The 19,847-nt window shown below is 60.0% G+C and carries 20 protein-coding genes; 17 read left to right on the top strand and 3 right to left on the bottom strand.

Annotated features, from left to right (window positions below; translation table 11 throughout):
• Positions 1-198: 198 nt before the first annotated feature.
• From ACWHXD_RS22810 to ACWHXD_RS22745, 14 genes are all read left to right on the top strand, one after another.
• Positions 199-948 carry an electron transfer flavoprotein subunit beta/FixA family protein gene (locus ACWHXD_RS22810; protein WP_014719538.1) on the top strand — a complete coding sequence of 250 codons (750 nt, stop codon included), beginning with the start codon at positions 199-201 and terminating at the stop codon, positions 946-948.
• Between the two features lie 2 nt (positions 949-950).
• Positions 951-1,880, top strand: coding sequence for an electron transfer flavoprotein subunit alpha/FixB family protein (locus tag ACWHXD_RS22805; RefSeq protein ID WP_032895698.1), 930 nt, complete (start codon positions 951-953; stop codon positions 1,878-1,880).
• Positions 1,881-2,045: 165 nt separating this feature from the next.
• Positions 2,046-2,861 carry a substrate-binding periplasmic protein gene (locus tag ACWHXD_RS22800; protein WP_138762384.1) on the top strand — a complete coding sequence of 272 codons (816 nt, stop codon included), beginning with the start codon at positions 2,046-2,048 and terminating at the stop codon, positions 2,859-2,861.
• A gap of 9 nt (positions 2,862-2,870) precedes the next feature.
• A complete protein-coding gene (locus ACWHXD_RS22795; protein WP_138762383.1) occupies positions 2,871-3,233 on the top strand; it encodes a DUF4398 domain-containing protein in 363 nt (120 codons plus the stop codon).
• Positions 3,230-4,042: an OmpA family protein gene (locus ACWHXD_RS22790; RefSeq protein ID WP_138762382.1), complete on the top strand. Its 813-nt coding sequence runs from the start codon at positions 3,230-3,232 to the stop codon at positions 4,040-4,042. Before ACWHXD_RS22795 ends, ACWHXD_RS22790 begins: the two co-directional genes overlap by 4 nt.
• 311 nt (positions 4,043-4,353) lie before the next feature.
• Positions 4,354-5,793, top strand: a complete 1,440-nt coding sequence (locus ACWHXD_RS22785; protein ID WP_003193472.1) for an aminotransferase-like domain-containing protein — start codon at positions 4,354-4,356, stop codon at positions 5,791-5,793.
• A gap of 93 nt (positions 5,794-5,886) precedes the next feature.
• The gene (locus tag ACWHXD_RS22780) at positions 5,887-6,378 is read left to right on the top strand and encodes a translation initiation factor 2 (RefSeq protein WP_138762381.1); all 492 of its coding nucleotides are present in this window, start codon (positions 5,887-5,889) and stop codon (positions 6,376-6,378) included.
• A gap of 162 nt (positions 6,379-6,540) precedes the next feature.
• Positions 6,541-6,795, top strand: a complete 255-nt coding sequence (locus ACWHXD_RS22775; RefSeq protein WP_047711588.1) for a YkgJ family cysteine cluster protein — start codon at positions 6,541-6,543, stop codon at positions 6,793-6,795.
• A 41-nt stretch (positions 6,796-6,836) separates the two neighbouring features.
• Complete coding sequence (locus tag ACWHXD_RS22770; protein WP_032895704.1) at positions 6,837-7,442, top strand: START domain-containing protein; 606 nt, start codon at positions 6,837-6,839, stop codon at positions 7,440-7,442.
• Between the two features lie 103 nt (positions 7,443-7,545).
• A complete protein-coding gene (locus tag ACWHXD_RS22765; RefSeq protein ID WP_014719530.1) occupies positions 7,546-7,782 on the top strand; it encodes a hypothetical protein in 237 nt (78 codons plus the stop codon).
• Between the two features lie 213 nt (positions 7,783-7,995).
• Positions 7,996-8,337 carry a ribonuclease E inhibitor RraB gene (locus tag ACWHXD_RS22760; protein WP_003193463.1) on the top strand — a complete coding sequence of 114 codons (342 nt, stop codon included), beginning with the start codon at positions 7,996-7,998 and terminating at the stop codon, positions 8,335-8,337.
• 445 nt (positions 8,338-8,782) lie between these two features.
• Positions 8,783-10,192 carry a circularly permuted type 2 ATP-grasp protein gene (locus ACWHXD_RS22755; protein WP_032895706.1) on the top strand — a complete coding sequence of 470 codons (1,410 nt, stop codon included), beginning with the start codon at positions 8,783-8,785 and terminating at the stop codon, positions 10,190-10,192.
• Between the two features lie 4 nt (positions 10,193-10,196).
• Positions 10,197-11,147, top strand: a complete 951-nt coding sequence (locus ACWHXD_RS22750) for an alpha-E domain-containing protein (protein ID WP_098950638.1) — start codon at positions 10,197-10,199, stop codon at positions 11,145-11,147.
• Entirely contained in the window at positions 11,144-11,926 is a 783-nt protein-coding gene (locus ACWHXD_RS22745; RefSeq protein WP_098950639.1) for a transglutaminase family protein, read from the top strand. The genes ACWHXD_RS22750 and ACWHXD_RS22745 overlap by 4 nt, the downstream gene beginning before the upstream one ends.
• Positions 11,927-12,071: 145 nt before the next feature.
• Here ACWHXD_RS22745 and ACWHXD_RS22740 read toward each other — a convergent pair whose 3' ends face one another.
• The gene (locus tag ACWHXD_RS22740) at positions 12,072-12,878 is read right to left on the bottom strand and encodes a c-type cytochrome (protein WP_032897809.1); all 807 of its coding nucleotides are present in this window, start codon (positions 12,876-12,878) and stop codon (positions 12,072-12,074) included.
• Between the two features lie 653 nt (positions 12,879-13,531).
• Between ACWHXD_RS22740 and ACWHXD_RS22735 the strand changes: the two genes are divergently transcribed.
• The 3 genes from ACWHXD_RS22735 to ACWHXD_RS22725 all read left to right on the top strand — a co-directional run bounded on the left by ACWHXD_RS22735 (position 13,532) and on the right by ACWHXD_RS22725 (position 17,831).
• Positions 13,532-14,737 carry an acetyl-CoA C-acetyltransferase gene (locus tag ACWHXD_RS22735; RefSeq protein WP_138762380.1) on the top strand — a complete coding sequence of 402 codons (1,206 nt, stop codon included), beginning with the start codon at positions 13,532-13,534 and terminating at the stop codon, positions 14,735-14,737.
• 16 nt (positions 14,738-14,753) lie between these two features.
• Positions 14,754-16,898, top strand: a complete 2,145-nt coding sequence (locus tag ACWHXD_RS22730) for a 3-hydroxyacyl-CoA dehydrogenase NAD-binding domain-containing protein (RefSeq protein ID WP_138762379.1) — start codon at positions 14,754-14,756, stop codon at positions 16,896-16,898.
• A 207-nt stretch (positions 16,899-17,105) separates the two neighbouring features.
• Positions 17,106-17,831 (top strand): amidotransferase, encoded by a 726-nt coding sequence (locus ACWHXD_RS22725; RefSeq protein WP_032895712.1) that lies wholly within the window; start codon positions 17,106-17,108, stop codon positions 17,829-17,831.
• Here the strand turns inward: ACWHXD_RS22725 and ACWHXD_RS22720 are convergent.
• A complete protein-coding gene (locus ACWHXD_RS22720) occupies positions 17,828-18,799 on the bottom strand; it encodes a magnesium and cobalt transport protein CorA (RefSeq protein ID WP_003193449.1) in 972 nt (323 codons plus the stop codon). The two genes, ACWHXD_RS22725 and ACWHXD_RS22720, sit on opposite strands and share 4 nt — an antisense overlap.
• 162 nt (positions 18,800-18,961) lie before the next feature.
• Positions 18,962-19,684 (bottom strand): 1-acylglycerol-3-phosphate O-acyltransferase, encoded by a 723-nt coding sequence (locus ACWHXD_RS22715; protein WP_032895713.1) that lies wholly within the window; start codon positions 19,682-19,684, stop codon positions 18,962-18,964.
• Positions 19,685-19,847: the final 163 nt, after the last annotated feature.

Raw genomic sequence — 19,847 nt, 5'->3', positions numbered from 1 at the left:
ATGCGCACCCAAACGTTGGGGCGCAGTTTACACGCCGCGATAAAGAATGACCTCTCAGTCACCACTGACGAACGGTCGTCATTTCCCGTGTGCAAGGCCACTGCCGAGGTCTTTGGAGGTGCCCTTGTGTGCCGATGAGCATCAACCGCCAGGTTCGCCTAGGCGACTTTCTTTTCACCGGAGAGTAACGAGGAATCCATGAAGGTTCTTGTAGCTGTCAAACGCGTTGTCGATTACAACGTGAAAGTTCGCGTCAAGGCGGACAATTCCGGCGTCGACCTTGCTAACGTCAAGATGTCGATGAACCCTTTCTGCGAAATCGCTGTGGAAGAAGCCGTACGCCTGAAAGAGAAAGGCGTGGCGACGGAAATCGTCGTGGTGTCCATCGGCCCGACCACTGCCCAAGAGCAGTTGCGTACCGCTCTGGCCCTGGGCGCCGACCGCGCCATTCTGGTGGAGTCTGCTGAAGAGTTGACCTCCCTGGCCGTGGCCAAGCTGCTCAAGGCCGTTGTCGACAAGGAACAGCCACAACTGGTGATCCTTGGCAAACAAGCCATCGACAGCGACAACAACCAGACTGGCCAGATGCTGGCTGCACTGACCGGTTACGGCCAGGGCACCTTCGCTTCGAAAGTCGAAGTGAGCGGCGACAGCGTTGCGGTCACCCGTGAAATCGACGGCGGCGCGCAGACGGTTTCCCTGAAACTGCCGGCCATCGTCACCACCGACCTGCGTTTGAACGAGCCGCGCTATGCGTCCCTGCCAAACATCATGAAAGCCAAGAAGAAGCCCCTGGAGACGCTGACTCCGGATGCTTTGGGCGTTTCCACCGCCTCTACCAACAAGACCGTCAAAGTCGAAGCGCCGGCTGCGCGCAGCGCGGGCATCAAGGTCAAGTCGGTGGCTGAACTGGTCGAGAAACTGAAAAACGAAGCGAAGGTGATCTGATCATGACTATCCTCGTAATCGCCGAACACGATAACAAGGTGCTGGCCCCGGCCACCCTCAACACCGTGGCCGCCGCCGCTAAAATCGGTGGCGACATCCACGTCCTGGTAGCAGGGCAGGGCGCTGGCGCCGTGGTTGAAGCCGCTGCGAAAATTGCGGGCGTGAGCAAAGTCCTGAACGCTGACAATGCCGCTTACGCGCATCAGCTGCCGGAAAACGTTGCACCACTGGTCGCAGAGTTGGGCAAGAGCTACAGCCACATCCTGGCTGCCGCCACCTCCAACGGCAAAAACATCCTGCCACGCGTTGCCGCGCAGCTGGACGTTGACCAGATCTCCGAGATCATCTCGGTAGAAAGCGCCGATACTTTCAAGCGCCCCATCTACGCCGGTAACGCCATCGCGACCGTACAGTCCAATGCTGCGGTCAAGGTCATCACCGTGCGCGCCACCGGTTTCGACCCGGTTGCCGCCGAAGGTGGCTCGGCTGCCGTTGAAGCCGTCTCCGCTGCCCACGATGCTGGCACTTCCAGCTTTGTCGGCGAAGAGCTGGCCAAGTCGGACCGTCCTGAACTGACCGCTGCCAAGATCGTCGTCTCTGGCGGTCGTGGCATGCAAAACGGTGACAACTTCAAGCACCTGTACGCCCTGGCCGACAAGCTGGGCGCTGCGGTCGGCGCTTCCCGCGCAGCCGTTGACGCAGGTTTCGTACCCAACGACATGCAGGTCGGCCAGACCGGCAAGATCGTGGCGCCACAGCTGTACATCGCCGTCGGTATCTCCGGCGCGATCCAGCACTTGGCCGGTATGAAAGACTCCAAAGTGATCGTAGCGATCAACAAGGACGAAGAAGCGCCGATCTTCCAGGTAGCCGATTACGGCCTGGTAGCGGACTTGTTCGAAGCCGTACCGGAGTTGGAGAAGCTGGTCTAATCCAGCTGCTTCACTTATAAAGAGCCCGGTCTTATGACCGGGCTTTTTTATTCCCTGTGGGGTTTTCGCGAGCTCGCTCGCGAAAACCCCACAGGCGCCGCATTTATTCAGAAAGCACGCGTTATCGTTGACGTTTTTCGCGAGCACTTTAGGAAGGAACATGCCATGGCGCTGCGCCCCTGGACTGTACTGCTGGGCCTTACGCTGCTGCCGAGCCTGACGCTCGCCGCCGGCAAATGCGAGCGCCTGGTGATCACCGGCAGCCCGGACGCACCGCCGTTACTCTGGCGCGACCCCCAAGACCCCACGCACCTGATCGGTGCCACCGCTGACGTGCTGCAACAAGTGGGCAAGGACCTCGGGCTGAAAGTCGACCTGCTCTACGGCGGCAAGCGCTCCCTGGCCCTGGAGGAAGCGCGTAGCGGGCGCATGGACATCCTCGCCGACGCACCGCTGAACCTGGGCGAGCTGGATAACTTCGACTACATCCATCCGGCGCTGATGCAGACCGACTACCTGGTGTGGACGCGCAAGGATTCCGCCCTGGTCTATTCCACCGTCGCCGATCTGCACGGCCACAAAGGCGCAGTCTCGGAACGTGCGCGCTTGAGCGCCGAATTCGAGACCTTCGCTGGCCAGCAGCTCAACCTGCAACGCCTGCCCAACTTGACGCCGGCCTTCCAGAAACTGCTGTTGGGTGAGGTGGACTACGTGCTGGCTGGGCGCTATTCCGGCATGGCCATGGCCCAGACGCTGGGCATGAGTAATGACCTCGTGGCCCATGCGGTGCCTGTCGATCAGCCCGGCCTGTACCTGGCGATTTCCCACAACTCGGCCTGCAATGATCCGTGGCTGCGCGGACAGCTGACGAAAAAGATGACAGAATTGTCCGCCTCCGGTGTCGCGCAAGCCGCGCTGCAGCGCAATCTGGAGCGTTGGAAAGCGCAACTGCAACAACCTGTCGGCACCCCAACAAAGTAGGGATTTACAGTGATTTTTCGAGCTCTTTTCACGGCCCTCGCCGTTGTCGCGCTGGCGGGATGTGCAACCGATCCTGCGCCGATCGAACAAATGCGCCTGACCCAGCAAGCCTTGGAACAAGCCACCGCGGTCGGGGCCAACACCGATGAATCCCCCGAACTGAAACTGGCCGAAGAAAAATTCGCCCGGGCCAAGGGCAATATGGCCGACCAATCCTACAAGCGTGCGCGTATGCGCGCCGAGCAGGCGGAGCTGGACGCACGCCTGGCCGAAGCCAAAGTGCTGACCGGCAAGAGCCAGGAACAATTGAACGTGCTCAATACCCGTATCACTCGCCTGCGTAAGCAGCTGCAGTTGGGAGAGGCACAATGAGCCCGATGATCCGTAGTTTGAGCTGTGTACTGCTGTTGGGCAGCGTGGCCTTGGGCGGTTGTGCCAGCCAACCCACCAGCGAGCAGGCGTTGCAGCAGGCCGGCGATGACTTTCAGAAGGTCAAGGAAGACGCCAACGTGCTGCGCTTTGCGCCCAAGGACGTGATCCGCGCCGGCGAGTCACTGGCACGCGCCGATCGCCTGTCCAGCTACTGGGGCAGCAGCGCCGACGTGGTGCATTACGCCTACCTGAGCCAGCGTTACAGCGCCATCGCCCGAGAACACACCCAGCAGGGCCTGAATGCCGAACGCGGTACCCAACTGGAACTGGAGCGTCAGCGTCTGCAACTGGCCTTGCGCGAAAACAAGCTGGCCAGCGTGCAACAGCAGGGCAAGTGGGTTGAAGCGCAGATCGCCAGCCTCACCACCCAGACCGATCGTGGCCTGGTGATGACCCTGGGGGACGTACTGTTCGACACTGGCGAAGCTGAGCTGCAGAACTCGGCCAACCGCACAGTGCTCAAGATCGTGCAATTCCTGCAACTGAACCCCAAGCGTCGGGTGCGCGTCGAGGGCTACACCGACAACACTGGTGGCGAGCAGGAAAACCTGAAACTGTCCCGCGACCGCGCTCAATCGGTGGCCGATCTGTTGATGGACCTGGGTATCGATGACAAGCGCATCGAAGTCGAAGGTTATGGCGATCAATACCCGGTGGAAGCCAATGCCTCCGAGCGTGGTCGTGCGCAGAACCGCCGCGTGGAAATTGTATTCTCTGACGAGAAGGGCCAATTGGGCGCCGCCCGCTAACAGCCATCGCCTCTGAATTGGGCGCCTCCCGCTGACAGCCGTCGCCTCTGTAGGAGCGAGCTTGCTCGCGAAAAACGTCAACGATAACGCGTGCTTTCTGAGTGAACGCGGCGCCCGTGAGTTTTTCGCGAGCAAGCTCGCTCCTACACGGGGCAGTCCCCTGCAAGATTTTATTAGGCCTACACCCTTACAGTTTTTACTGTCACTCCCGCCCGCGCTCGACTATTGTGGCAACTGTCCCCGTACACTTCTAAACTGTGCCGGTATGTTTCACACAAAAATAAAATACCCGTGAAATCGAGTGCTGCGTCATGACCAATCTGTTGCTTTACCAACGTATTGCCCAGCAACTGGCTGAGGACATCCGGCGCGGTGTCTACCAACCGGGGGAGCGCGTGCCGTCGGTGCGCAAAATGAGCTCCCAGCTCAATGTGAGCCATGCCACGGTGCTGCAGGCCTACGCCAACCTGGAAGACCAGGGGCTGATCCGGGCGCGGCCGCAGTCGGGCTATTACGTGCACCAGACGCCAGCACTCACGGCGCCTACGCCCGATATCGCACGGGTCGAGCGCCCAGGGTTGGTCACCCGTAGCAGCATCATCCAGCAGGTGCTGGTCGAGTCGCGCCGTGAAGGGGTGTTTCCCTTGGGTGCGGCGGTGCCGAGTGTCGACTACCTGCCGGTGCGGGCATTGCATCAGCAATTGGCCAAGGTCACGCGTTTCCAGAGCCCACGGGCGTTCAGCTACATGTTCAGCCCTGGCTTTGAACCCCTGCGCCGCCAGGTGGCGATCCGCATGCGCGATGCCGGGGTGGTCGTGGACCCTTCCGAAGTGGTGATTACCCACGGCTGTGTCGATGCATTGCAGATGTCGCTGCGCGTGCTGACGCGCCCTGGCGACCTGATCGCGGCTGAATCACCCACCTATTACGGCTTGCTGCAATTGGCTGACCTGCTGGGCCTCAAGGTGATCGAGATCCCCAGCGACCCGGCCACGGGCATGAGCCTGGAGGCTTTGCAACTGGCCGCCAACCAATGGTCGATCAAAGCGCTGGTGCTGACCACGCGCCTGAGTAACCCGCTGGGCGGCACCATGCCGGAGGAGCGGCAGAAACAGTTGCTACGCCTGGCGTCGGACTTCGATATCCAGATCGTCGAGGATGATATTTACGGCGAGTTGATGTTCGAACTTGGCCGCACCAAAGCCCTGAAGGCCTACGACCGCCTTGACCGGGTGATCTATTGCTCAAGCTTTTCCAAGACCTTGTCGCCGGGCGTGCGCATTGGCTGGATGATTGCCGGCAAATACCAGCAGGAAATCCAGCGCCTGCAGATGTTCAGCACCCATTCTGCTTGCAGCGTCACGCAAATGGGCGTCGCGGCCTATCTGGAAAACGGTGGCTACGACCGTCATTTGCGCTACATCCGCCAGGAATACCGCAAGAACCTCAGCGCCTTCCAATTGGCGGTGCAGCAGTATTTTCCCGAAGGCACCCAGATGACCCGCCCGACCGGCGGCTTTATCCTGTGGGTCAGTTTGCCGGGGCGGGTCAATACCCAGGAACTGCATGTGCGTGCCCTGCAACAAGGCATCAGCATTGCGCCAGGGCTGATCTTCAGTAATACCGAACAGTTCAACCACTGTATTCGCCTCAATTGCGGCACGCCGTGGAACCGCGAGGCAGAGCGGGCGTTGATGACCCTGGGAATGCTTGCCAGCCAGCTATGCCAAGAGGCCGCAGCGGGTTTTTGAGGTATGCAAAGGGGACAAGACTGATCTGTGCCCTTGTCATGCCGCGCACAACAAGCGAGCATATGGCCTTCTGCCGTTAATGCTGTTGGCGATATGACTTCTATTTTTCGCGTTACGTTGATGCTTGGTCTGCTGAGCCTGTGCAATGCCGGCAGCGTGCTGGCTGCAGCGCCGGTGGCTGATGGCAAGCCTGCTATGAGTGCCGAGCAGAAGACCTCAGCCAAGCAGCCAGCGCCTGCGAAAAAAGCCCCCGCGGCACAAAAGAAAGCCGCCTCGACCAAAAAGCGTGCACCCGTGGCGAGCAAGTCCAAGTCGGCCCGTGAAGTCGCCCAGACCAAACTGTCACCGGCACAGTTGGATCTGTCCCTGCCTTCGGACATGGTCAGGCACTTGCAGCCTATCGGCACCATGCCCAAGCCCAAGAGCGTGCCCTTGTTGCCGCCAATGTTTGGCGAAAAACCCACCGACAACAGCGCGTTCCAGATCAACGGCCGCTTGCTCAGCAATGAGATGAAGCTGCAACTGCGTAACGAAGAGCGCCGTGATGTTGAAGGCGCTGCGCTGGATTTCGAATTCAAGCAATAAACTTTCTGAGCTCAGGTGACCCGAGTCGCCGACCATCTGTCGCAGACTGGTCGGTCACTTTTGTTTTGTGCGAAAAACCCCTGTTGGGCCATTTTAAAACGGCTGTTTAAGGGCGTACTCTAGCCCGGCCATCCCTATTGAGTCGTCGAGGACCTGCTGGTCATGAAATGCCGTGAAGGCTGTGGCGCATGCTGCATTGCCCCCTCCATCAGTTCACCATTGCCGGGAATGCCCCTGGGCAAACCCGCTGGCGTTCGCTGCGTGCACCTGTCGGCGGAACAACTGTGCCAGTTGTTCGGTCAACCGCAGCGGCCCGCCGTGTGCAGTGATTTCAAGGCGGATATCGACGTCTGTGGCAACGACCAGGCCGATGCCATCCGGCTGATCGGCTGGTGGGAACAGATGACGGCGGCTTGATGGGCTTTACTATCGGAACTTCAACAATAAGGAATACAATGATGGGTTCGCTGAAACGAGTGGCTGTGCTGTGCGGTTTTACGCTGTTGTTTGCGGCCACTGCCCAGGCTGAAGATTGGCAAGTCGCCAAGGACGAAGACGGTATCAAGGTGTCCCTGAGCGAGATTGCCGGTTCCAAGTACAAGGCGTATCGCGGTGTGACTCTGATCAAGGCGCCTTTGGCCAAGGTCCAGGCGCTGCAGGAAGATGTGGCCGGTGCTTGCGCATGGATCCACGAATGCAAATCCCAGAAACTCGTCGACAAGAAAGGCGACGAGGCCTGGACCTACACCCAGTTCAAGGCGCCGTTCCCCGTGACGGACCGCGACTCGTACATCCACGTCACCACCACCAAAGCCGCAGACGGCACCGTCACGCGCAAACTGGAAGGTGTGCCGACCTACAAGCCCGAAGCAAAAGGCTACGTGCGGGTCGCCCAGGTGGAGGGTTTCTGGAAACTGGTGCCAAAGGGCGATAACCAGACCGAAGTCACCTACCAGGTACACACCGAGCCAGGCGGCAGCGTACCTTCGTGGTTGGCCAACAAGTTCGTGGTGGACGCGCCGTTCAACACCTTGAAAGCCTTGAAAGAACACGCTGAAAAATAAGTGCAGTTGATCCGGTGCCTCCGGGCTTGAGCGGAACGTTTTGCGCGCCGCCAAGGTCCAGATACTTGTAAGCCCACCTATGGGTTTTATCGAGGAGGCACCGATGCAAACGTGGCAAATTACCTTCGTTGATGATCACGGTGAAAAGTCCGTGCAGCAGTTCACCTGCGAACAAAAGCCCAGCCTCGAAGACGCTGCGCATATGATTCGTGCGAAGCTGGTGCCGATTGCTGCCGAACTCGATCTCAATGACCTGGAAGGCCGTAAACCCGAGCCGACGGTCAAGATTCTCAAAGATCAGAACAGTATCCAGATTCTCGATATTTCTCCCTCCGTCTAAACATTTTTCACACGCCACACGAGCACCTCTGGTGGAGGTGATAGCTTCGCGCTACTCTGCAATCGAGATCAGCGAATGAATCGCTAAGGTCTGGTCTTGTCAGCTACATGCTTGTTTTCCTGCGGCGTTGTTATGCCGTGGTGCCCGCGCCAGCAGGGCGCGGGGCTTCAGGAAGCACGGAAAGTCTATCCATCGGTTTGAGGAGGACGTTTCATGAGCACAGCCTATCAAGAAGACATCAGCACCAACGTACTGCGCCGCATGAAAGAAGGCGGCTTTGATTTCTCGCGTTTTCACCCCATCGAGTTCTACGCCATTTTCCCGGATGAGGAACGGGCGCGCAGGGCTGCGGGTCGATTTCGTGGGGAGTCCCTCAATGCCCAGGTCAGCGCGCGCGACGATGGCGCCTGGTACCTGGAACTGAGCAAAATCATGTTCGCAACCTACGACGGCATAGGAGATTTCGAGCAAGACTTTGAGGCAGTGGTGGAGCCCCTGGGTGGGATTATCGAGGGATGGGGCGTCAAGCAGGAGGTGCGTGGGTTACCCATGTAGTTGGTATTTATGAGCAGCACAGCGTATCGGCTGACCTTTGGGTCGGCCGATTTTGTTTGGGCGGTCATCGCAAAGGGAACTGCCGTTTTACGCGCAAAAAAAAGCCACCCGGATAGGGTGGCGGAAAGGGAAGACTGAAGAGGCATCAGTACACGAATTAACACGTTACTGAATGTGCAAAGGGTTTGGCTGTAGGACGTGTCCTGTTCAACCGATGTGGGCGATTATCCGTATGTGCAGGCGGGCAGTGAAATCAACTCTGACTATGCTGTTGATAGCCAAAGACCGCATTGCAATGAAGCGCACGGTCTGCCCCAGGCAACTGCGCGCACCAGGACGGTGCGCTGCTTGCGCTGGGATTATTTAACTGATTGATTATTAAGTGTTTATGCCGCTGGCACGGGCCTTGCGAAGGTTCTTGCGTCCGGGTGACAAGGAGTACGGCATGATCCGCACTTATTACGATGAAATGTACGATGGGGCAGGGCAGGTTCGCCCCCATTACCGCGAGTTTGCCCGTTGGCTGGCCGATACCCCTGCCGAACTGCTGGCTCAGCGTCGGCGTGAAGCCGATTTGCTGTTCCACCGCGCCGGCATCACCTTCACCCTCTACGGGGACGAACAAGGCACCGAGCGCCTGATCCCCTTCGACACCATCCCCCGCAGCATTCCGGCGAGTGAATGGCGGATTGTCGAGCGCGGTTGCATCCAGCGGGTCAAGGCGCTGAACCTGTTCCTCGCCGACCTGTACCACGACCAACGCATCATCAAGGCCGGCATCATTCCTGCCGAACAGGTACTGGCCAACGAACAATACCAACTGGCAATGCAGGGCCTGGATTTGCACCGCGATATCTATTCGCACATCTCCGGGGTCGACCTCGTACGCGATGGCGACGGCACGTACTACGTGCTCGAAGACAACCTGCGCACGCCCAGCGGTGTCAGCTACATGCTCGAAGACCGCAAGATGATGATGCGGCTGTTCCCCGAACTGTTCGCGGCCCAGCGCATCGCACCCATCGACCATTACCCCAACCTGCTGCTCGACACCCTCAAAAGCGCCAGCCCCCTGGATAACCCCAGTGTGGTGGTATTGACGCCCGGGCGTTTCAACAGCGCGTTCTTCGAACATGCCTTCCTGGCCCGAGAGATGGGCGTGGAGTTGGTCGAAGGCGCAGATTTGTTTGTGCGCGATGACCGTGTATTCATGCGCACCACCGACGGGCCCAAGGCTGTCGATGTGATCTACCGTCGCCTCGATGATGCGTTCCTTGACCCGCTGGCTTTCAACCCGGACTCCATGCTCGGTGTACCCGGCCTGCTCGCTGCTTACCGTTGCGGCAATGTGGTGCTGGCCAATGCCATTGGCACCGGAGTCGCGGACGATAAATCGGTTTACCCGTTCGTTACCGAGATGATCCGTTTCTACCTCGACGAAGAACCGATCCTGCAGAACGTTCCGACCTTCCAATGCCGTAAGCCTGACGAGTTGTCCCACGTACTGGCCAACCTGCCCGACCTGGTGGTCAAGGAAACCCAAGGCTCCGGTGGTTACGGCATGTTGGTCGGCCCGGCGTCTACAACCGCAGAAATCGAAGCGTTCCGGGCGCGTATCAAGGCCAAGCCACACGCTTATATCGCGCAGCCGACCCTGTGTTTATCCACGTGCCCGACCTTTGTCGAAAACGGCATCGCCCCGCGCCACATCGACCTGCGCCCCTTCGTGTTGTCCGGCAAGGAGACTCGCGTGGTACCGGGTGGCCTGACCCGCGTGGCGCTGCGCGAAGGCTCGCTGGTGGTCAACTCGTCCCAGGGCGGCGGAACCAAAGACACCTGGGTGGTCGAGGACTGATGCCATGTTGAGTAGAACTGCCTCGGATTTGTACTGGATGTCGCGCTACCTGGAACGCGCCGAAAACCTCGCGCGCATGCTCGATGTCAGCTATTCCCTGTCGCTGATGCCCCAGGACGGGCGCGGCGATGGCCTACATGAACTGGCCATGCCGTTATTGATCACCGGCACGCTGGAGGATTACCACGCCCTTCATGGCGAACTGCATGCCGAGCGCCTGCTGCATTTTTTTGCGCTGGACGCGGCCAACCCGGCCAGCATCTACAGCTGCCTCGGTGCCGCGAGAGCCAGCGCCCATGCGGTGCGTGGGCGCATCACCGCCGACATGTGGGAAAACATCAACGCCACCTGGCTGGACATTCGCGATATCGCCCAGCAGGGGCTGAGCCACTACGGCATGAGCCGGTTTTGTGAGTGGGTCAAGGAGCGTTCACACCTGTTCCGCGGGGCCACTTACGGCACCATCATGCGCAACGATGCCTTCCGCTTTATTCGCTTGGGCACCTTCATTGAGCGCGCCGATAACACCCTGCGCCTGCTGGATGCCCGCTACGAAATGGCCGGCGAACAGGCTGAGGCGGTCAGCGATGGCACGGCTCACGCGTATTACCAATGGAGTGCGTTGCTGCGCGCCCTGTCGTCATTCGAGGCGTACACCGAGATTTATCGCGATGCACCGGGGGCTCGGCAAGTGGCCGAGCTGCTGCTGTTACGCGCCGATGTGCCGCGTTCGCTGCGCGCTTGCAGCGAAGAGATCGACCAGATCCTCGCCAGCCTGCCCGGCATCAACGGCCGCCCGGCCCAGCGCCTGGCCGCCGAGATGGATGCGCGCCTGCGCTTTACCGCCATCGACGAAATCCTCGAGGAAGGCCTGCATGCCTGGCTGACCGACTTTATCCCCTTGGTCCGCCAGTTGGGCGACGCCATCTACAGTTCCTACCTGGAGGCGGCATGAGACTCTCCATCAGCCACGACACCACCTACCACTACGAAGACCAGGTGCGCGCCAGCATCCAGTACCTGCGCCTGACACCCCATGACAGCGAGCGCCAGCACGTGCTGAGCTGGCAACTCGACCTGCCACGCCCGGTGCGGGCCCAGGTGGACCCTTTCGGTAATATCTTGCATGTGCTCACCCTGGACGAGCCCCATGACGCCATCATCATTGGCGCCCGGGGCGTGGTGGAGATCGATGAGTTGCGCGAGGCCGAACACGAAAGCCAGTCTGCCTTCCCGTTCCTGCGCGCCACGCGCCTCACCGAGCCCGACGACGCCCTGCGCGGCTTTGCCGAACAACACTGCCATCAGCGTCGCGACCGCACGGCGCTTATCGACCTGATGCTGGCGCTTAACCACACCATGGCCTACACCCCTGGCGCGACCGACGTCGATACCTGCGCCGCCCAGGCCTTTGCAGGTGCCGCCGGGGTGTGCCAGGACCACACCCATGCGTTCCTGGCCTGCGCCCGCAGCCTGGGGATCCCCGCGCGGTATGTGTCGGGGTATCTGTACACCGAAGACAGCACGCACCTGGCCAGCCATGCCTGGGCCGAAGCCTGGCTGGATGACGCCTGGTACAGCTTTGACGTAACCAACCAACTGGCGCGGCCGGAGCGGCACTTGAAGCTGGCCGTGGGCCTGGACTACCTCGACGCCTGCCCGGTACGCGGCATGCGCCGTGGCGGTGGGCATGAGCAGATGCATGCCAAGGTATTCGTGGCGCCGCAGCAATGATCGCCCCCGCGCTCTGCGTTGCTTGATCGTTCCCACGCTCTGCGTGGGAATGCAGCCGAGGACGCTCCGCGTCCCAAAGCGTGACGCAGAGCGTCACAAGAGGCGTTCCCACGCGGAGCGTGGGAACGATCGATACAGCGCAGGCTCAAGGTTGCTGTTTGCGGCCCGCCATATGCCGCAGGTACCCCACCAGCAAATCCAACTCATTGTCTGGCAATACACTGGCTGTAAACGCCGGCATCTTCGCCTGTGGCCAATGCCTCAGGCTTTGCGGATCGCGGATATAACGCTTGAGGAAATCCCCGCTGAAATACTCGGTGGGGTTGTAGGGCACATTCAGGTCCGGGCCCATCTGGGCATCACCGCCGCCATTGAGGCGATGGCACGCCAGGCAGTTTTTCTGGAACAACGCAAAGCCTTGGTTGACCGGGTCGTTCGGCGCCAGCTTCGGGTCGGGCAATAACGCCGGGAAACGCTCGCCAACCGTCTGCAACTGCTTGAACCTGGAGACCTGGAACGGCCACTGTTCGGGGCTGATATGCCCGGCTTCAGGGTGGGTCCAGACCAGATAGAACGGCCCGGCGCTGGGCTTGCCTTGCGCCAGCGGTGGCCATGGATGCGCCGGGTCTTCCACGGCCAGCCAGGCGCGGGCGCCGTTTTTTTCCAGTAACGGCGCGGCGGCAAGTTCGGCGGCAAAACCATCAAGGGCAACGGCTTGCAGGTGGTTCGCAGGCTTAAGGCCCGGTAAGAGCACCGCGAGGGGCACCGCGCGATAGGTCATGGTGCGCTTGTAGGACACATCATCGACGATCTGCACCGTCTGAGCGTCGGGGTGCTTGAGCAACTCGGCGGTCTGCCAGGTCTTTTGGCTGTGGTCCAGCTCGATGGTCAAGGGTGCCGCCGCCGCAGGCAGGCTGAGCAGCAGGGCAAAAAGGGCGAGGATCGGTTTCAAGGCACAGGCCCGTTGCAAGAGAGTAAGGGCGCACACGATAACGGAAAACGGCAGGTAAAAAGACAGCCCCTGCAACAGGCGCGCTAAGCGCAATATCCTGGCAGGTGCTGCCAAAAGCGGCTGGCCTGGTGCGGTGCGTTCACCACAGGTGGGAGCGCAATCGTCACCCAATAACCTTGGGTAAATTGGGCAAGATCAGAATCAGGGTGGTGGCGAACAGAATAAGTCCCGCCTGACGTACTTTCGATTGTTTGAACATGGCTGACTGCCTTTTCTTTTGTTGTTATTCCTGAGCGTCAAATGCGTGCCGTTGTATCCAGTATCGCGAGGTGACGTTGCACTTTTCTTACAGCTGCTCCAGCAAAACCCGGCAGCAGCGTCTTACAGGTTCAACCTTAGAGCGCCCGTTCTTTCTGGCTTAGACCCATTTCATATCAGCTAATAAGTATTTGCGCTAAAAACGGCATGAGGCTTATTGCCATCTTGGCGCCAACCCTAGGGCTAGACCGCTAAAACGATTAATCAGGGTTTTCCCATAGGGACCTACCGTTCGTCCGAGCGAGGGGGTCAAAAGCAATGAGCGCATCCGTCATTGAAACCGTGTCAATCGGGCCTAAGGTAGGGGCACACACCCACAGCGGTTCGAGGATGTCATGACCCAAGCTTTGATCTTTGATGCGATACGCACGCCCCGGGGTAAAGGCAAGGCGGACGGTGCCCTGCACAGCGTCAAGCCGGTAAACCTGGTGGCTGGCCTGCTTACGGCGCTGGCGCAACGCAGCGACCTCGACACCCGCCAAGTGGATGACATCGTCCTGGGCTGCGTCACACCGGTGGGGGACCAAGGCGCCGATATCGCCAAGACCGCCGCGCTGGTGGCAGATTGGGACATCAGCGTGGCCGGTGTGCAGGTCAATCGCTTCTGCGCATCGGGCCTGGAAGCGGTGAACCTGGGGGCGATGAAGGTGCGTTCCGGCTTCGAAGAGCTGGTGGTGGTTGGCGGTGTCGAATCCATGTCCCGCGTGCCCATGGGCAGCGATGGCGGCGCCTGGGTACTCGACCCGCAAACCAATATGCACAGCCACTTTACCCCCCAAGGCATTGGCGCGGACCTGATCGCCACCCTGGAAGGCTTCACGCGCCAGGATGTCGACAGCTTTGCCCTACAGTCCCAGCAGAAAGCCGCCAGGGCGCGGGCAGACGGTTCCTTCAACAAGTCGCTGATCGCGGTGCACGACCAGAACGGCATCGTGCTGCTGGACCATGATGAATTTATCCGTGGCGATTCATCCCTTGAGGGCTTGGGCAAGCTCAAGCCCAGCTTCGAAATGATGGGCCAGATGGGCTTCGACGCCACCGCGCTGCGGGTCTACAGCCACGTGGAGCGCATCCACCATGTGCACACACCGGGCAACAGCTCCGGGATCGTGGATGGTGCCGCGCTGATGCTGATCGGCTCCGAGGCCAAAGGCCGCGAGCTGGGCCTGCAACCGCGTGCGCGCATTGTCGCCATGGCGGTGACCAGCACCGACCCGACCATCATGCTCACCGGCCCTGCACCGGCCACTCGCAAGGCGCTGGCCAAGGCCGGCCTGCGGGTTGAAGACATTGACCTGTTCGAAGTCAACGAAGCCTTTGCTTCGGTGGTGCTCAAGTTCATCAAGGACATGGGCATCGACCCCGCACGGGTCAATGTCAACGGCGGCTCCATCGCCATGGGCCACCCCTTGGGCGCCACCGGCTGCGCGATCCTCGGTACCTTGCTCGACGAGCTGGAGGTGCGCCAGCAACGCTACGGCCTGGCCACCTTGTGTGTCGGCGGTGGCATGGGTATCGCCACCATTATCGAACGCCTCTGAGCCTAAGGAATTTGTCATGACCGATGCCATTCGTTACGAAAAAGGCCAGGACCAGATCGTGGTGCTGACCCTCGACATGCCCGGCCAGAGCGCCAACACCATGAACGCCGCCTACCGTGAAGCCATGGCGGCCACCCTCACGCGCCTGGAAGCGGAAAAGGACGAGATCGCCGGGGTGGTGATCACCTCGGCCAAGAAGACCTTTTTTGCCGGCGGCGACCTCAATGAGCTGATCAAGGTCGACAAAGCCCAGGCCAAGGCGTTCTACGACAGCGTGTTGGTGTTGAAAGCGCAATTGCGCCGCCTGGAAACCCTCGGCAAACCGGTGGTGGCTGCGATCAATGGTGCGGCCCTGGGCGGTGGTTGTGAGATTTGCCTGGCCTGCCACCACCGGGTCGCGCTGGACGACAAGTCCGTGCAACTGGGTTTGCCGGAAGTGACCCTTGGCCTGTTGCCTGGGGGCGGTGGCGTGGTGCGTATGGTGCGCATGCTCGGCCTGGAAAAAGCCTTGCCGTATCTGCTCGAAGGTAAAAAAGTCCGGCCTGCCCAGGCCCTGCAAGCAGGCTTGATTGACGAGTTGGCGGCGGATCGCGAGGCATTGCTGGCCCAGTCCCGCGCCTGGGTTCTGGCTAATCCCGAAGTCAGGCAACCCTGGGACAACAAGGGCTACGCGATTCCCGGCGGCACGCCGTCCCACCCTAAAGTCGCGCAGATGCTCGCCATTGCACCGTCGATTTTGCGCAGCAAGACCCAGGGCTGCTTCCCCGCGCCGGAGAAAATCCTCTGTGCCGCCGTCGAGGGCGCCCAAGTGGACTTCGACACCGCTCACCTGATCGAAACCCGCTACTTCACCGAGCTGGTGACCGGGCAAGTGGCAAAAAACATGATCGGCACCTTCTGGTTCCAGCTCAACCAAATCAATGCCGGCAGCTCACGCCCCCAGGGCTATGCGCCCTACGTCACGCGTAAGATCGGTGTGCTCGGCGCCGGGATGATGGGGGCGGGCATCGCCTATGTCAGTGCCTGTGCGGGTATCGAGGTGGTGCTCAAAGACATCACCCTGGCCGCCGCCGAAAAAGGCAAAGCCCATTCGGCTGCATTGCTGGACAAGAAGGTCAGCCGTGGGCAACTGACCGCCGAACAGCGCGAAACCACCCTGGCGCGCATTCATCCTACCCAAGATGACGCCGACCTGGCCGGCTGCGACCTGATCATCGAGGCCGTATTCGAAGACCGCGCACTCAAGGCCAAGGTCTCGGCTGCGGCGCAAAACGTGGTGGGGGCCAATGCTGTGATCGCCTCCAACACCTCCACCTTGCCCATCAGCGGCCTGGCCACGGCGGTGCCCGATCAAGCCAAGTTCATCGGCCTGCACTTCTTCAGCCCCGTGGACAAGATGCCCCTGGTGGAAATTATCAAGGGCGCGCGCACCAGCGACGAAACCCTGGCCCGAGGGTTTGACTTCGTACTGCAAATCAAGAAAACCCCGATTGTGGTCAACGACAGTCGCGGCTTTTTCACCTCGCGGGTATTCGGCACCTTTACCAACGAAGGCATCGCCATGCTTGGCGAAGGTGTGGCTGCGCCGATGATCGAGACCGAAGCGCGCAAGGCCGGGATGCCAGTGGGGCCGCTGGCGGTGTCCGATGAAGTGTCCCTCAGCCTGATGAGCCATATCCGACAGCAAACGGCCAAGGACCTGCAGGCCGAAGGCAAGGCCATGCCGAACCACCCGGCGACGGCGGTGATCGATCTGTTGGTGAACGAATACAAGCGCACGGGCAAGGCGGCAGGCGCTGGTTTTTACGACTATCCCGCTGGCGGCCAGAAGCACCTGTGGCCTGAGCTGAAAACCCGGTTCGAACAGCCTGGCAAGCAAATCTCAGCCCAGGATGTACGTGACCGCTTGCTATTTATCCAAGCCATCGAAACCGTGCGCTGCGTGGAGGAGGGCGTGTTGATGTCCACGGCGGACGCCAACGTTGGTTCAATCTTCGGCATCGGCTTTGCTGCATGGAGTGGCGGCGCGTTGCAGTTTATCAACCAGTACGGGCTGAACGACTTCATCGCCCGCGCCCGCTACCTCGCCGAGGAGTACGGGGAGCGCTTCTCGCCACCGGCGTTATTACTGGAAAAAGCCGCAAAAGGCGCACTGTTTTAAACGCTTCACTGTAGGAGCGAGCTTGCTCGCGAAGAACGTACAGGCAACGCTTTTTATCCAGGATACCTGCGTTATCGTTGACGTTTTTCGCGAGCAAGCTCGCTCCTAAAGTGTGTGGGGGCGCCCATTGAGGGCTTGCTTTGGGGGGGGATTTCAGGGCAGGCTCTGGGGTGTGCAATATTCCCATCGCCGTGTCAGGTATTTTTTATGTCGCTACGCGTCTGCATCCTGGAAACCGATATTCTGCGTCCCGCTTTGATCGATGAGTACCAAGGCTATGGGCAGATGTTCAAGCGCCTGTTCGCCAAGCAACCGATTGCCGCCGAGTTTGTGGTCTACAACGTGGTGCAGGGCGAATACCCGCCGGATGACGAAGTGTTTGACGCGTACCTGATCACCGGTAGCAAGGCCGATTCGTTCGGGACCGACCCTTGGATCCAGACCCTCAAGACCTACCTGCTCACGCGCTATGAGCGTGGCGACAAGCTGCTGGGTGTGTGCTTCGGCCATCAATTGCTCGCGCTGCTGCTGGGCGGCAAGGCCGAACGGGCCAGCCAGGGCTGGGGCATGGGCACCCACGACTACAAGCTGGACGCCAAGGCCCCGTGGATGAGCCCAGAGGTGCCTGAACTGAGGATGTTGATCAGCCACCAGGACCAAGTCACTACATTGCCGGACAATGCCACGGTCATCGCCTCCAGCGAATTCTGCCCGTTTGCCGCGTACCACATCGGCGACCAGGTGCTGTGCTTCCAGGGCCATCCGGAGTTTGTTCACGACTATTCCCGCGAGTTGCTGGAAATCCTTCAGACAACCCTGGGTGAAAAGGTCTACAGCAACGGCGTGGCCAGCCTGGAACGCGACCACCACGGCGTAACCGTGGCGGAATGGATGATGCGCTTCGTTGCGCATCAGCCTGAAGCCAAGGCTTAAAGCCAGCCCGAACGCTTGAAGCTGGCCCATAAACCGGTACAGCCCAGGGTAATAAACCCGAGCACCGCAAAATAGCCGTAGTGCCATTGCAGCTCGGGCATGTTCTGGAAGTTCATCCCATAAATCCCCGCCACCGCCGTGGGGAACGCCAGGATCGCCGCCCACGCGGCGAACTTGCGCTGCACCACGCTCTGGCGCGAGGCCTCCAGCAGCACACCGATCTCGATGGTCTGGCTGGCTATATCGCGCAAGGTGGTGAGGTCTTCCATCTGCCGCGTAACGTGGATTTGCACGTCACGAAAATACGGGCGCATGTTCTTGTCGATAAACGGGAAGCTGAGCTTCTGCAACTCCTGGCTGATCTCGACCATGGGTGCCACATGCCGCTTGAGCCGCAACACATCGCGGCGCAGGCCGTGGAGATGCTGGATATCACGCTCGTTGAGTGAACTGCACAGCACGTTACGTTCCAGCTCATCGATCTCGGCGTGGATCGCCTCGCTCACCGGCTGATAGTTTTCGGTGACAAAATCCAGCAGCGCATAGAGTACGAAATCTTCCCCATGCTCCAGCAACAACGGGCGCGCCTCACAACGCTGGCGCACAAAACCGTAGGACGCCGAGTGGCCGTTGCGTGCGGTGATAATGTAGCCGTTGCCGGCAAAGATATGGGTTTCGATAAACTCCAGCTTGCCGTTCTCGCGCACCGGTGAGTAGGTGACGATAAACAGCGCGTCGCCGAAGGTTTCCAGCTTCGGACGGCTGTGTTTTTCCATGGCGTCTTCGATCGCCAGTTCGTGCAGGTTGAACTGGCGTTGCAGGTTGTTCAGTTCCTGAGCGCTGGGTTCTTCCAGGCCGATCCACACAAAGTGCCCAGGTTTGGCGGCCCAGGCCGCGCCTTCATCGAGAGTAATATCCGAGACTTTCTTACCGGCGCTGTAAACGGCAGCCGCAACAACTCTACCCATGGTGCTGATCACTTCTTATCAAGAGGACAGGTGTTGGGCAGCTTAGCCTGATTGGCGTTCCGTTGTTGCTCACCGACATCGCCCACTCCCCTGTCACTGATCGTTCCCACGCTCTGCGTGGGAATGCCGCCCGTGACGCTCCGCGTCACCCTAAGCGGGCGCCTACGCGCGTTGCAGTTCGCGATCCATCTGTGCAATGCACTCAGCCATCTGCGTCTGACACGTCAGCAGCAACTGAGGGATGTCATCCACCGTCAAGCCACAGGTAGGAATCGGCGGCAACGACCGTATCAGAACCTCACCGCTGTTCCAGCGATTGAGCTTCATCTGCGTTACGTAATTGCTGACACACACCTGCACGATAGGCACACCGGCCGCAATCGCCATATGGAATGCACCTTTCTTGAACGGCAACAACCCTTTGCCCAGGTTGCGCGTGCCCTCCGGGAACACCCAGATCGACGTGTCCTCATGTTGCAAGGTATGCGTGGTGGTCAGCATCGCACGCCGCGCCTTGTGAGCATTGCCACGGTCGATCAGCACATTGCCCGCCAGCCAGAACAGCTGGCCGAACAGCGGTACCCATTTCAGGCTTTTCTTGGCGATGCAGACCGTGCGGTGCGGCACTACATTGCCGAGCACAAACAGATCGTAGTTGGACTGATGGTTGGCGATCACCACGCAGGTACCGGGCTTGTTGCGCAGCGAGTCGACGTCGGCCTTCACGTTCAAGCCCAGGATCCGCATGGCTGGCAACGCATAGAGGCGAGCACAAAGGCGACTGTTGTCCGGATTGAACGGCCGGCACACACCGACCAGCACACCCAGCACGCCAGCGATCATAAAATGCAGGCCCATCAACAACATACGCAACAGAAAAAGCATCGACACGGCCCATCGGGACAAAAGGTGGCGCAGTGTACGGATGTGCACTGTATTCGGCAATTGCCCCTACAGACGTAGGAGATAGCCGATGTTTAAGCGCATGTTTCCACATGGGCCGATAACGGCTAACTAGAGCGGCTACGGACGTTTCACATTTATAGGT

Source organism: Pseudomonas fjordensis, assembly GCF_976987115.1.
This window is presented reverse-complemented; position numbering and strand designations above follow the sequence as displayed.